The 15,227-nt window shown below is 28.3% G+C and carries 8 protein-coding genes; 7 read left to right on the top strand and 1 reads right to left on the bottom strand.

Features of this window, described 5'->3' with window-relative positions; translation table 11 throughout:
• Positions 1-205 precede the first annotated feature (205 nt).
• Positions 206-1,591 carry a methyl-accepting chemotaxis protein gene (locus AAT22_RS15340; protein WP_047001867.1) on the top strand — a complete coding sequence of 462 codons (1,386 nt, stop codon included), beginning with the start codon at positions 206-208 and terminating at the stop codon, positions 1,589-1,591.
• Between the two features lie 80 nt (positions 1,592-1,671).
• Here the strand turns inward: AAT22_RS15340 and AAT22_RS15335 are convergent, their stop codons facing one another.
• Complete coding sequence (locus AAT22_RS15335) at positions 1,672-3,036, bottom strand: YjiH family protein (protein ID WP_047001866.1); 1,365 nt, start codon at positions 3,034-3,036, stop codon at positions 1,672-1,674.
• A gap of 303 nt (positions 3,037-3,339) precedes the next feature.
• Here AAT22_RS15335 and AAT22_RS15330 point away from each other — a divergent pair, with 303 nt between their 5' ends.
• From AAT22_RS15330 to AAT22_RS15305, 6 genes are all read left to right on the top strand, one after another.
• Positions 3,340-3,573: a DUF2249 domain-containing protein gene (locus AAT22_RS15330; RefSeq protein ID WP_016206294.1), complete on the top strand. Its 234-nt coding sequence runs from the start codon at positions 3,340-3,342 to the stop codon at positions 3,571-3,573.
• A gap of 229 nt (positions 3,574-3,802) precedes the next feature.
• Positions 3,803-4,564, top strand: coding sequence for a MerR family transcriptional regulator (locus tag AAT22_RS15325; RefSeq protein WP_016206293.1), 762 nt, complete (start codon positions 3,803-3,805; stop codon positions 4,562-4,564).
• Positions 4,565-4,666: 102 nt separating this feature from the next.
• Positions 4,667-5,542, top strand: a complete 876-nt coding sequence (locus AAT22_RS15320; protein ID WP_047001865.1) for an ROK family protein — start codon at positions 4,667-4,669, stop codon at positions 5,540-5,542.
• A 344-nt stretch (positions 5,543-5,886) separates the two neighbouring features.
• Complete coding sequence (locus tag AAT22_RS15315) at positions 5,887-11,781, top strand: GH92 family glycosyl hydrolase (RefSeq protein ID WP_052953979.1); 5,895 nt, start codon at positions 5,887-5,889, stop codon at positions 11,779-11,781.
• 254 nt (positions 11,782-12,035) lie between these two features.
• Positions 12,036-13,514, top strand: coding sequence for a methyl-accepting chemotaxis protein (locus tag AAT22_RS15310; RefSeq protein WP_047001864.1), 1,479 nt, complete (start codon positions 12,036-12,038; stop codon positions 13,512-13,514).
• A 361-nt stretch (positions 13,515-13,875) separates the two neighbouring features.
• Entirely contained in the window at positions 13,876-15,213 is a 1,338-nt protein-coding gene (locus AAT22_RS15305) for an extracellular solute-binding protein (protein ID WP_047001863.1), read from the top strand.
• Positions 15,214-15,227: the final 14 nt, after the last annotated feature.

Here is a 15,227-nt window from a genome sequence, read left to right as displayed (position 1 = left end):
TAGTGCGACAGCCCCTTTTTAAGGTTTATTTAATATATAGTTATTGCAAAATATAATTTAATTAAGATTTCAATTCTTAATATAGTGCTTTGCAGTTAACTTACTAAAAGCAGTCTTTTAGCAAATTTAACAATAATATAGAATATTATGTAAAGTTTTAGTATAATTAAAAAATAAAAATAAATTTTCTTATAATGGAGGAATCATGATTAAATTTAGAAGGAAAGTAAAGGCACAAGTACAATCTCAGCATGAAGAAAGTAGCTCTATAGATAAAAGTATATTAATAAATGCTATAGACAATCTATTAAATGACAAAGCTACTTATATAAATGAAAAGGAAGTGGGATCAAAGGAAGTTTCAGATAAATGGAATAAGTTAGTGGACAAGCTAAAAACTGAAAGAACTAATAATTTACTTAATATCAATTCAATATTAACAGAAATGACAAAAATGACTTCACTTAGAGATACTATAAAAAGTACTAAAGTCCAAACAGAGCATTTACATAATCTTTTGAATAATAGTAAGGAATTATCAGCATCTAGTGAAAATATGGCAAACATATCTCAAAATGTTGCTGCTAATGCTAGAGATATTAGCTTAAGTACAGAAGCTGGAGTAGAAAAAATAGAAAAGTCCATGGAATTTATGATTAATTATTTTGAAGAAACTAAAAAGATTAATAATGAGATGAATGAAGTAAAGAAAAAGACAGAATCTATAAATCAAGTTATAGAGATATTAAAAGGCATAGCTAATCAGACAAACTTATTAGCTTTAAACGCAGCAATTGAAGCCGCAAGAGCAGGTGAAGAAGGAAAAGGATTTGCTATAGTTGCAGATGAAGTAAGAAAGCTTGCAGAAAACACTAAGATATCTTTAGAGCAGGTAAAAGATGATGTTATTCATTTAAATAAGGCTATAGATAATTCTTCAAATCAAATTAAAAGTTCAATTAATCAATTAGATACAGGTAAAAATATAATAAATGAAGCCTTAAATGAAATTCATGAAATATCAGATTCTATCCATAAAATTGATGAAACTATAAGCCAAGTAACAGCAAATGTAGAGGAACAAACCGCTGTTACAGAAAACTTAACTGATGGAGTTGAACAAATATCTAAAGAAGCAGATTTTATAGAAAGTAAGAGTAAAAGCCTTGGGGAATATGTTAATGATACAAGCAAGCATGTCCATGACTTTAGAGGAAATTATTTAAATAACAGAGATTTTGTAGATGAGAGAGCAATAATTGAAGTTTTTAAAACAGACCATTTAGTTTGGAAATGGAGAATTTACAACATGTTCTTAGGATACGAAGAATTAGATGCAAAAAGGCTAGCAGATTATAAGGACTGCCGTCTAGGGAAATGGTATTATGGAATTGGATGTGAAAAATTTAAAGATGTAAAAGAATTTAAGGATATGGAAGAATGTCATATAAAACTACATGAAACAGGCAGAGATGCAGTTAATGCTTCTAACGAAGGAGATATGGAAAAAGCAGATATGTATTTAGAAAAAATGGATATATATTCTGAGCAGCTTTTCAAATCATTAGATATTCTTAAAACATTTATGTAGCCTAATATCAATAAGGGTATGTAATAATATATATAAATATTCATATTAAATTAAAAAAGGTTGTTTATAAACAACCTTTTTTAAAACAGTATGTTTGCAACTATAACAATTATAGGAAGTATAATAATAGTTCTTTCTATAAATAATATTACTAGTTGTTTAAATGATACTGGGATTTTTGAACCAAGAAGTACTCCCCCTACTTCAGACATATATATTAATTGAGAAACTGAAGTACAAGCTATTATAAATCTTGTCATTTCATTAGTTATAGTGTTTGCTGCCAAAACAGATGGAAGTAGCATATCAGCAAAACCAACAACTAAAGTCTGAGATGCCGCAACAGCTTCTGGAACTCCTAAAAGTTTTAAATATGGTATAAAAGGTGTTCCTAAAACTTGGAACACAGAAGTATATTCAGCTATTATTAATGCTGAAGTAGCCATTGCCATAACAACAGGTAACACCGAAAACCACATATCTATTACATTTTTTAATCCATCTATAAAAAATTTCTTTATATCAGAATTTTGTGAGGCTTTTTCTAAAGCTTTTTTATATCCCCATGAAAGAGAATTATATCCATCAGGAACTGATTCATCTGCATTTCCTTTTTGATTATTATAATATGTATCAGATATTTTATTTAATGGATATATTCTAGGAATTATTACAGCAGCAATAACTCCAGAAAGACTAACTGTTAAATAAAATGGAATAAATAAATGAGCTAGTCCAACTGTATCTATTACAATTAAACTAAAGGTTATTGATACAGCAGAAAAGGTAGTTCCTATTACAACTGCTTCTCTTTTAGAATAAAATCCATCCTCATATTGCTTGCTTGTTAGCATTACTCCAAGAGTTCCATCTCCAAGCCATGATGTTATGCAATCAATAGAAGAACGACCTGGAAGCCTAAAAATTGGTCTCATAACTTTAGTAAGCATTGTCCCAAAAAATTCTAATAATCCGAAGTTTAAAAGTAATGGTAATAATAATCCTGCAAAGAAGAATATAGTAAACAATATTGTAAGTAAATCATTTAATACAAAAGAACCAGTTATATCACTAGTTATAGCTTTAGGTCCAATGTTAAACAAAGTTAAAACACAAAATATAGTACCTATTAGTCGAGCAAGTAGCCAAAGTGGGCCTACATTAAATAAATTATTTAAAAATTCGCTTTTTACAATAAAGTTTGGTTTAAATATTTTTGCTATTATGCTTATTAATGTAGAAATACAAACTGTTAAGGTTATTATAGAAGTTAACCAGTTTTGAAGAATATTAGCTAATAAATTAGATAATATTGCAACAGGTATTGTTATATTTCCTTGAAATTTAATTGGAAATATAAATAAAATTATCCCCATTAAAGATGGAATAATAAAAAATAATGAGGATTTTAGTGAAGATCTATCTTTATTTAATGTATTATTCATTGTTTCTCCTTTATACATAAAAATTAATATTTATACAGCGAATTCTATTTTAATATGATTTATACCTAAAATCAATAAATATTTTAAAGGTTATACAATTATTAAATGGTAATTTTGTTATTTTCTTTATACCTATAATAAATACCAAGGAGTTTTATTTTTTGAGAAAAAATTCAATAGCTTTTAAATCTTAAATCTTAAAATTAAACTATTTATAGCTATATATGTGATTGAAATCACATAAAAATTCTATATTTAGATATAATATATAACCTATAAACTATATTATTGGAGGTAGAAACTATGTCAAGATTTAATGCACAAGTAGATGCACGTATATATTCACCAAAGGAAAAACATGCTGTAATATTTGATACTTTTAATAATCTAAAGAGTGGAGAAGAAATGGAGTTATTAAATGACCATGATCCAAAACCACTACATTATCAATTTTTAGCAGAGTACACTGAACAATTTGAATGGGAATACCTTGAACAAGGCCCAGAAGTATGGCGTGTAGCTATTAAAAAGAAATAGTATTCATATGATATGCTCCTCTTATAATAGACATATAAAATAATAAAGTGTCTATTATAAGGGGAGTGTTTTTTATACTTTAAGAGATTATATAAAAAAGAATATTAAAAATTAATGGTTTTACTATGAATTTTATTAATTTAGATTATAATAATATCATGTATAATGGAAATTAATTTGGAAATTAGTATATTAAAATTTGAAACTACAATAAAGAAAGGAGTTTGAAATGAAGAAAGAATTATTTACAGTTAAAGATGTTGTTCAAATAACAGGGATAACTCCAAGGACATTACATTACTATGATAAAATAAACTTATTAAAGCCAGGACGAGAATCGAAAAATAGTTATAGAGTTTACGATATAAACGATCTAGAAAGACTTCAAACTATTTTATTTTTAAAGGAAATGGATTTGACTCTAAATGAAATATCAGATATTATGCAACTTCCTAAAAAAGAACAAAGTAAAATACTAGAAATGCATTATGGAAAATTGAGACGAAAGGAACAACGATTAAAAACAATTATTAATGCATTAGATGATTATTTGGCAGGCGAAGAATTATTTAATTTAAATATATTTAATGATTCAACAGTTATACCATTACAAGAACAATATAATCGTGAAGCTAAGATAGTATATGGAGAAACAGAAAAATATAAGGAATATGAAAAGAATATAGAAAAATTATCTGAAGATGAAAAAGTTAATTTAAATATTGAGTTTAAAAATAATATGGAAAGCTTATTTAAAGAACTAGCAGGATATATTAATGATTCGCCTTCATCACATAAGGTTCAAAACTTAGTTTTAAAATGGAAAGGCTATTTAGAAAAATATATGACTTGTGATACAGATATACTAAGATGTATTGCAAGTACTTATAAATATGATAATAGATTTAAAAAATATCTTAATCAATTCAGCGATAAGGATTTAAGTGATTTTCTTTACAAATCAATTATATTTCATTGTGAAAATTTATGATATTTATAAGATAAAACCAAATTACAATAGGCTGGAGTATTATGTTTTAAAAAGTATATTTGGTAGTTTAAAATATATGTATATAATAAGGGGGAGTTAAAAATGTATTTAATAGGAATTGACATTGGAGGGACAAACTTAAGAGCGGCAATAATATCAAAAGAAGGAAATATAATAGAAACATTTAAAACTGAAAATGAGGTAATAAAGGGGCCAGAATATAATTTGAATAAATTAGTTAATCAAATAAAAGGTCAATGGAGCAATTATAAAATAGAAAAGGTAGGGGTAGGTGCACCGGGACCATTAGATTTGAGAATAGGTAAATTATTAAATCCAGTTAACTTAAAAGGTTGGGAAAACTTTAATATAAAAGAATACTTAAGTGAAAAATTAAGCCTGCCTGTAAATGTTAACAATGATGCTAATATAGCAGGATTTGCAGAAAGTTTAGTAGGAAGTGCAAAGGAATGTGAATCAGTATTTTATATAACAGTTTCTACAGGAGTAGGTGGAGCTTTAATTATTAATAAGAAAATTATAAATGGAGCGCATAGTCAAACAGCAGAAATATATAATATGATAATAAATGAAGACAAGTATAGCCAAGGAGGATTAAATAAAGGTGGGTTAGAAGGTCAGTGTAGTGGTGTAAATATAGCCAGAATAGCATCAGAAGCGTATAAGAAAAAACTAACCACAAAAGATGTATTTGATTTATATGAAAATAATGATGAAAAAGCTGTTCAGATAATAGATAAATGGATTGATAATATTTCAATTGGTATTGCAAATATAATAGCTGTAGTAGATCCAGAAGCTGTAGTTATTGGTGGAGCAGTATTAATATATAATAGTTATTTATTACCTAAAATTATTGAGTGTACAAAAACTAAGGTGGCAGATCCAGCAATGGTAGATATAAGAATAGCGCAACTTGGGGATAATGCAGGGCTTATTGGAGCAGCAATGTTATAAAATAATAAAATATAAAACAAGCTAAATTCAAGTGATAAAATTTAAATTTAGCTTGTTTTTTTTATATTATAAATAGCTATTATATAGAAGGTATAATTAAAAGTTTCAATAATATAAAAAACACAAAAATTTTTAAAAAGCTATATATTTAAAATGTAAAAATTTTTACAAAAATTGTATCTTTTAAAGTATAAATGCTTTCATTACTATATAGATGAAGAATCATAAAATTTTAAATTAATCTTCTGTTATACAACTACAATTTAATTAAAATGTGGAGGTGGTTAATGATAAAAGAATATAAGAAGTAATTGAAATAAGTTTACAGAGAAAGGAAGAATAGAATGAAAGCTAAGGGGAAAAAGATACTTACTACTTTTTTAGCTATGACTTTAACTGTTACGACTATTAATTACTCAGCAGTATTTGCTAAAGAGCTAACTACAAGTGCAAATACAAAACCAGAAAAACAGATACTATTTGAAACATCTTTTGAGGATAATGAAACAAATAAAAATTTTTTAACTTCTATTATAGATGAAAAAAAAGGAAGTGAAAATGTATCAGGATTACCAAAAGAAGTAGTTATTGATGGAAGCATTAATGACAAAATAATATTATCCAGTATTCAATCAAGTAGAAAATACAATGATAACGAAATTCCTCCAAATCTATTTGATGATGCAACAAACACAAAATTTTTAGCTTATGATCCTAATGGAATAAATAGCACAAATAAAGCTTGGGTTTCCTTTGAAGTAAAGGAAGGAGTAGTAATTGATCGTTATCAAATAGTAGCAGCTAATGATGCTCAGGAACGTGATCCAAAAGCTTGGACTTTATTAGGTTCAAATGATGGAACAATTTGGGAAAACTTAGACAAACAAAATAATCAGGTTTTTTCAGCTAGATATGAAAGAAAAGAATACAAAATAAACAATGAAAAAGCATATAAGTTCTTTAAATTAGAAATTACAGAATTATATAAAGCTAATAATAATATGGCTCAATGGTCAGAACTAAACTTAGGAACTGGAATAAAAGAAGATGAAGAAACAGTTAGTAAAATGACAACAGTTATTACTAAGGGGCCTTCAGGAACATGGAATCAGGCTTCAGGCAAAGGCTGGACTGGAGCTAAATCAGTTGAAATTTCAGGAATTCATAAGGGAAATGAGAGAGCATATTCCTATAATGTAATTTACAAAGATTTAGATGTGAAAGTGGATGAAGACACAAATTTAAGTTATACTATTTTCCCAAGCATACTTGATGAAAGTGACTATGACTATGATTATACTCAAATGCATATTGCAGTTGATATAGAATTTACTGATGGTTCATTTTTAAGTGATTTAAATTCAATAGATCAATATGATACTAAGTTAAATCCTAAGGCACAGGGAGAAAGTAGAATACTAACAACAAATCAATGGAACTATATTGCAAGTAATATAGGAATGGTTGCAAGTGGAAAGACAATTAAAAATATTTTAATTGCCTATGATAATAATGATAATCCAAAAGAAGTTGATGCAAAGTTTAGAACTTATATTGATGATTTAAAAATTTATAATGAGGAGCCAGTTACCTTTACACATAAATCAGACTACGTCAATATTTTACGTGGAACAAATGATTCACCAAGTTTTTCACGTGGATTAACAGCGCCAGCAGTAACAATGCCTCATGGATTTAATTTCTTTGCACCAGCTACTAATGCATCCGATAATAAGATTTATAATTATCAATTGAATGGTAATACATTAAAGCATATCACCATTTCTCATGAACCATCTTATTGGGTTGGTGATCGTGGAACATGGCAATTTATGATAAACACCTCAGTTGATTCTACAAAAGTAACTAGCACAAATCAAATAAATTCATCAGCACGTCAAGCAGAATTCACTCATGAAAATGAAACAGCAAAAGCACATTATTATTCAGTAACTTTTAATGAAGGCTCAAATGCAAGTAATTCTACAATGGAAGTTACACCAACTGTACATGGTTCAGTTGCAAGATTTACATTTGATAAGGATTCACAAAACAGAAATATAATATTTGATTCTACAAGAGCAAATGGAACATTAAAATTTAATAATGATGGAACATTTGAAGCATCAAGTAGTCATACTAGTAATGGAATGCAACCTATGTATATTTATGGTAAATTCTCTGAAAAGCCAAAGAATACATCAGTTCAAAATACTAAACAAGGAATAGCAAGCTTTAATAGCGAAGTTGTTGAAATGAAACTTGCTACTTCATTTATAAGTATAGATCAAGCAAAGAAAAACCTTGAATTAGAAATTACTAATAGTGATGATTTTGACTCAATTTTTACTAAAGCACAAAGCACATGGGATGATACATTAGACATGATAGACGTTAAAGGTGCAAGTAAAGATCAATTAACAACACTATATTCTAATTTATATAGATTAAATGCTTATCCTAACTTATTATCAGAAAATACTGGAACTAATGATAATCCAATTTGGAAGTATAAATCTCCATATGGAAATCATGATGTATTAGAAGGAACATTGTATTACAATAATGGCTTTTGGGACACTTATCGTACAGCATGGGCAGCATATGCACTATTTACACCAGAAAAGGATACTGAACTATTAAATGGTTTAGTTCAACATTATGTTGATCAAGGTTATGTACCAAGATGGATAGCACCAGGTGGAACTAACTCAATGGTTGGTACAAGTTCAGATGTTATATTTGGTGATGCTATTGCTAAAGGAATAGATTTTAATTGGCAAAGTGCTTATGAATCAGCAATCAAAAATGCGGCTGTTGTTTCTAATAACTTAACGAATGGTGGACGTGCGAATTTAAACAAGTCTATTTTTGAAGGTTATACAGCTCATGATTCACAAGGGGAAGGCTTCTCATGGTCAATTGAAGGTTATATAAATGACTATGGTCTTTATCAACTTGCTAATAAATTAGGGTATGAAGATGAAGCTGCTTATTACTTAAATAGGGCACTAAACTATACTAAATTATTTAAATCTACTGGTGATACAGTAAATGATAAATGGTTAAGAGGAAGAAATGCTAATGGTGATTGGTCATATTCAGATGAAAACTTTAATCCATTCTTCTGGGGTGATGATTATACAGAAACTAATGCATTCAATATGTCAGTATCTGTGACTCAAGACGGTCAAGGCTTAGCTAATCTATATGGTGGAAGAGCTGCTTTGGCAGAAAAGATTGATACAATCTTTGAAACAAATGGAGACTATTGGGGATACGGTGCAGTAGAAAGTGTAGGAGGTATCCATGAACAAAAAGAAGCAAGAGAAATAAAATTAGGGCAATATGGTCATTCAAATCAACCTTCTCACCATATTCCATATATGTACAATTATGCTGGAGAACCATGGAAAACTCAAAAATATGTAAGAGATATATTAGATCGTGCATATGTTGGAAGTGACTTTGGACAAGGATATATTGGGGATGAAGATAATGGTGAAATGAGTGCATGGTATATTTTCTCTGCACTAGGATTCTATCCAGTATCTATGGGTAATGATGAATATGCAATTGGTTCACCATTATTCGAAGAAATGACTGTTCATTTAGATAATGGTAAGAGTATTACAGTAAAAGCTAACAATAATAGTGATGAAAATATTTATATTCAATCAATGAAATTAAATGGAAAAGATTATAATAAAAACTATATAAAACATGAAGATGTCGCAAATGGTGCTGTAATTGAATTTACTATGGGAAATACACCTAATACAAATTGGGGTTCAAGTGAAGAGTCATTACCTACATCAATTACTAAAAATGATGAAATACCAAATCCACTAGAAGATGTCACTACACCAGGGGTTCAAGAAGTTGGCGAACCAAACGGTGATGTACATTTTGAAAGTGTTTACTCAAATATATCAGAAGCTAAGAAAATATTTGATAATGATTCTAATACCTCAGCTACTCTAAATGTTAGTGGCAATAGTGAAATTATTTATAGCTTCATTAAGCCAACTAAAGTAAATATGTTAACATTAACTTCTGCAGATAAGGGAGAGACTCCTACAGGTTATAAGTTGAGTGGAAGCTATGATGGAGTTAAATGGGAAGCTATAGATGAGAGAAATGATTTGAAATTTGAGTGGAAACGTTATACAAGGCCATTTAATCTACCAGAAGAAAAAATTTCTGGATTTACACATTACAAATTAGAACTAAAAGGTGGAACAGATTTAGCAGAGGTAGAACTATTAGGTCAAGAAGGAGATACTTCATCAATTGATGTAAATGTGCTAAATAAAATGATTATTAGTGCAAAAACAATTAATCAAAGTAATTTACCTCAAGCAGCTAAAGATCTTCTAAATAGTGCAATTGAAAGTGCTGAAACAGTAGCTAATAACGAAAATGCTACTCATGAGGAGATTGTTACTCAATATAATTTATTGAGTAATGTTAGAAGAAGAATTAATTCAATTAGGATTGCAAAGAACATTATTGAAGCAGAAGAATTTAATGATAAACATTCAAGTATAGTAAATGATGGTAAGAATATTGGAGGAGTAAAAAAAGGTACTTGGGTAAAATACAATGATATTGTATTTGCTGGTAATGAAAACACTTTAGAAATATTCTATGCTGCTCAAAACAAAGATGCTGGCGGTTATGCAGAGATTCATATTGATAGCATGGATAGTGAAGCAGTTGCCAAAATAGAACTACCAACAACTGGTGAAAATTGGAGTAATTATGTTCTTGTTGAGGGAGACTTATTAAAGAATGTAGAGCAAGGACTACATGATGTGTATTTAGTATTTAATAATGATACTGAGAAACCATATGTTTCTAATGTAGATTACTTTAGATTTGGAAATAAAATTGAAGCCAATATAAATATAATTGGTGAAGGTAAAGTAAATGGTGGAAACGCTTATGAAGGCAGACCTTATACAATGACCTTTGAAGGAGAAGTAACTTATGTATTTGTAAATGGTGTATCAGTAGAATTTGATAAGGAAAATAAATCATATACATTAGATAAGTTAACTTCTGATACTAAGATTGATGTTGTATTTGGAGAATTAATTCCACATAAAATTGAAACTGATATTAAAGGTGGAAATGTAACTGTTGAATTAAACAAGGGTGAAGCTGTAGGTTATGAAGAGATAACATTGATAATTAAAAATATTGAAGAAGGAAAACTTTTATCAGTAGTAAAGATTAATGGAGAAAATGTAACAATTCCTAATGCTGTTGATGGTGTTTATACTATTAAATTATTAATGCCATTTGAGGATGCCAAAATAGAAGTTATATTAGAAGAACTTGTTGAGATGGTTAATATAAAGGTAAATCCTTCAGAACATGGAATAATTACCACAACTGCAGTAGATAATCAAATTGCTAAGGGTAAAGATTTAGTAATTACTGTTACTCCAGAACAAGGGTATAAATTAGCATCATTGATTATAAATGGAGAAGATATTACAAAATTTGTAGAAGATAACAAGTTGACTTACAAAGAAGTAAATGAAAATTTAGAAATCACTACTACATTTGTTCTAGATACAAATAAAGAAGATTTGAATAAATTAATTGCTGCTTTATCTAATGAAAAAATTATAGAAAAGCTATTAGATGGTGTTAGTCAAGATATTGTTGATGAATTCAATAAAGCCTTAAGTAATGCTAAAAAAGTAAGTGAGAATATTAATTCAACACAACAAGCTATTGATGAAGCTGCTTCTACTTTAAGGACTGCAATTCAAAAAGTAATTGATTTTGAAAGAGTCAATAAAGAGGTCTTGAAAGACTATATAAAGGAAGTAGAAAACTTAGATTTAAGTAAATATACAGATACAACTATAGCTGAGTTTAAGAATGCCTTAAATAATGCAAAGAATGTATTAAATAATGATTCAGCTACCCAAGATGAAGTAGATAAAGCTTTAAGTAAATTAAAAGCAGCAAAAGGGGCTTTAACTAAGGTAAATGAAAATCCAGGTACAGGAAACCCAGATCCGAATCCAGGTACAGAAAATCCAACTCCAAATCCAGGAACAGAGAATCCAAATGAGGGAAATGGAAAAGGAAATGAAGATTTATCACTTCCAGAAACAGGAGATGATTCCTCATTAAATAAGTATATGTTTGTTGTGCTAAGTTTAAGTGCCGGATTATATCTGCTACTAAGGAAAAATAAAAAAGCTAAATTGAATTAAAATAATGCTTATAAGTTTAAAAATAATTAGTATTTAAAAAAGGTAAATAAATTAATAGGATGTTACGAAATTACTGTTTTGTTCTTTTGTAACATCCTTATTATATTTGAGTATTTAAATTATTGTAAATTGTAGCCGAATACTTATTTAATGTATATTATGAGAAAATATTACAATTTATATCTTTATATTACTGAAAAAGTATGCTAGTATATTGCTATTAAGTTTAGCAGTTAAGGAGAATTATTAGTTATATGGAGAATTTGTCACTAAATTATGATACTAAAAAAGTAGATACATTCAATTTAAAGCTTTCTTGGGCAATTATAGTTTTATTAGTAATGCAATCATTTTTGAACTATGGAATAGAATATGCAATTAAAGCAGCATCTGTGGGGTTATTTTTCGGAACATTAAGTACTATAGTAAAGTTTTTAAAAATTAATACTAAGATAAAAAACTTTTATATTGGTTCATCAGCAACATATGTAGGTTTTGTAATGTCATATATTACGCAGGGACAACCTAAGATATTTTTAATCCATTATATAGCATTAATGATGATAGGACTTTATTTTAGAAAAGCTTTAATATTAGTCTATGTAGTATTTTTTAATATAGCAATATCTATTTATTTCTTTATAAGTCCTATGAGCTTAGTTGCGTCAGGAAGAATTAATGAATTTATATCATATGTTTTTCTTTTTGATATAAGTGCTTTTATTTTATATTATGTATCTAAATGGGGAAATGAATATGTTCAAGTTGCTATGAAAAGTCAAAAAGAAGCAAAGAAATTAGTTGAAAAACTTGAGGAAACAATGAATATTATCAAGAAAAGTACAGAGAATTTAAATGGTAATATAAAAAGCTCTTCAAGTGATGTAAGTATAATTAAAGATATGAGCAATTCAATAACTTTATCTGTAAATGAAATAGCTAGAGGAGTTAGTGATGAAGCAAGTAGCATTCAAGATATAAGCAAGTTAGTTTTAGATGTTGGAGGAATAGTAAAAGATACTCAGAATATTTCAATGAATGTAGCTAAAGTAACAAATGAAGCTGATAAATTAACAGTAAGCAGTATTGAAAGATTTAATAAAGTTAGCTATCAAATGGAGATAATAAATAATACAGTCACATCATCTGCTAGAAATGTTAACGAATTAGGAAATAGCATAAATAATATAAATTCTATTTTATCAAGCATAGTGGATATATCTGAACAAACAAATCTTCTTGCGTTAAATGCAGCAATAGAGGCAGCAAGAGCAGGGGAAGCAGGTAAAGGATTTTCAGTGGTAGCTGAAGAAGTAAGAAAACTTGCAGAACTTAGCAAAGAAAATGTTGAAAATGCAAGTAAAATTATTAATGATATAAAAGTTAGTACTAATATAGTATTAGATGAAGTAAATAAAGGAAATGAAGCAGCTAATGTTGGTAAAGGTCTTATGGATATTATGGTTAACAGTTTTAATAGTATGACAAATTCATTTAAAAATGTTATTAATATGATTAACCTAGAAGATAGAAATATTGAGAATTTAGCAAGTAAATTTAAAGAAATTCAATATAAAATCGAAAATATAGCTAGTATATCAGAAGAACATTCTGCATCAATAGAAGAAATACAAGCAACTATTGACGAACAAAATACCAGAGTGAATAATAGTTATAGTTTAGTTAAGAACATGGAAATGGAAAGTAAAGAACTAGAAAAGATAGTTATATAAAGTAATTACAAGAAAAGTAAGAGTCTCCTTTTGAAAAATAACAATTATCAAAAGGAGATTTTTAATATTTATAAGTCAAAATAGTAAGATTATAGATGAATATTAAGTGGATAATTTATGGAAAATAAAACATAAAAAGTATTTACAAGAATAAATATAGGATGTATAATTTAAATGTAAACAATTTCTTATAAATATTTATATTTACTAAATCGGTTTCGAAAAAAATCTAAGAAAGAAAAAAGATGTTCTATAATATAAGAAAAAATTTTTTTGAAATTCCTCGAAACCAGTTTCGATTTTGGATTTTAAAAGAAATCAAGTAGTAAATATAGAAATATAAAATTTAGGAGGATTAATTATGAGGGTTAAAAAATTGATGTCATTAGTAATGGTGGGTTTAATGACAGCATCGTTAGCAGCATGTGGAAAATCAAATGGATCAGAAGGAAAGAAAACTGAAGGAAGCGATAAAATAGTAGTGTGGAGTTTAGCGGAAGATTTAAAAACTTTTGCTGAATATTATCAAGAAAAAAATCCAGATAAAAAAGTTGAAGTTACTGTTATTGCTCCAGCGGATTATCCAACTAAGCTTACAACTGCATTAAGAGGTAAGGCAGAGGTTCCAGATGTTATAGTTGGAGAGCCACAAATGCTACCAAATTTCTTTGAAGCAGGATTTTTTGAAGATTTAACAAAAGCGCCATACAAAGTTGAAGATTATAAAGATAAAATAGTTGATTATGTATATGAAGCAGGTAAAGATGTGGATGGAGTAGTTAGAGCTTTAAGTTATCAAGTTACTCCAGGTGGAATAACTTATCGTAGAGATATAGCAAAATCTGTTTGGGGAAATGATGACCCTCAATTTATAGCAGATAAGTTTAAAGACGTAAAAACAATTATCGAAACCGGTAAAGAACTTAAAGAAAAAGGCTATAGAGTATTTTCAGATACAGGAAATTTAAGATGGTTTGTTTATGGTAATGATCCAGAACCATGGGTTAAAGATAATAAGTTAATGATGACTAAAGATAGATTAGATTATTTAGATGCTGCTGTTGATTTATATCAACAAAAATTAGTTGCATTTGCACCAGAATGGTCAGCAGCTTGGTATGCATCAATGAATGGCCCAGTTCCTGTTGATGCAGAGTGGCAAGAACTTAAAGATATAGATCAAAATGCCGAAAAAACAGAAGTATTTTCATATGCACTACCTACTTGGGGAACATTAATACTTAGAGATAATGCAAAAGATACAGCAGGAAAATTTGGAGTAACAACTGGTCCTAATTCATATTTTGCTGGCGGTACATTTGTAGGTATAAGTAGTTATAGTAAGAATAAAGAAGCTGCATGGGACTTTATTAAATTCTGTACTTTAGATGAAGAAGTAGCACAATGGTGGATTGATAAATCAAATGGTGATGTAGTTGCTTTAAAATCAGTTTTAGAAGCTAATAAAGATTTAGAAAATCCTGCATTAGGTGGACAAAAATCTTATGACTTCTGGTTGAAACAAGCAGAAGATGTTGATTATTCATTAGTAACAAAATATGATGACCAAGTTGGAAAATACTATGGACAAGCTATTGAATCAGTACAAAAAGGCGAAAAGAGCAAGGAAGATGCGTTAAAAGAATTCTATAGTAATATAAAATCTGTATATCCAGAAATAGAAGTTCCAAGTAATTAGTATATTAAAATATG

Source organism: Clostridium sp. C8 (assembly GCF_001010885.1).
GTDB lineage: Bacteria > Bacillota > Clostridia > Clostridiales > Clostridiaceae > Clostridium > Clostridium sartagoforme.
Note: the sequence above shows the minus strand (reverse complement) of the source record. Positions and strands in the feature narration are given on the sequence as shown.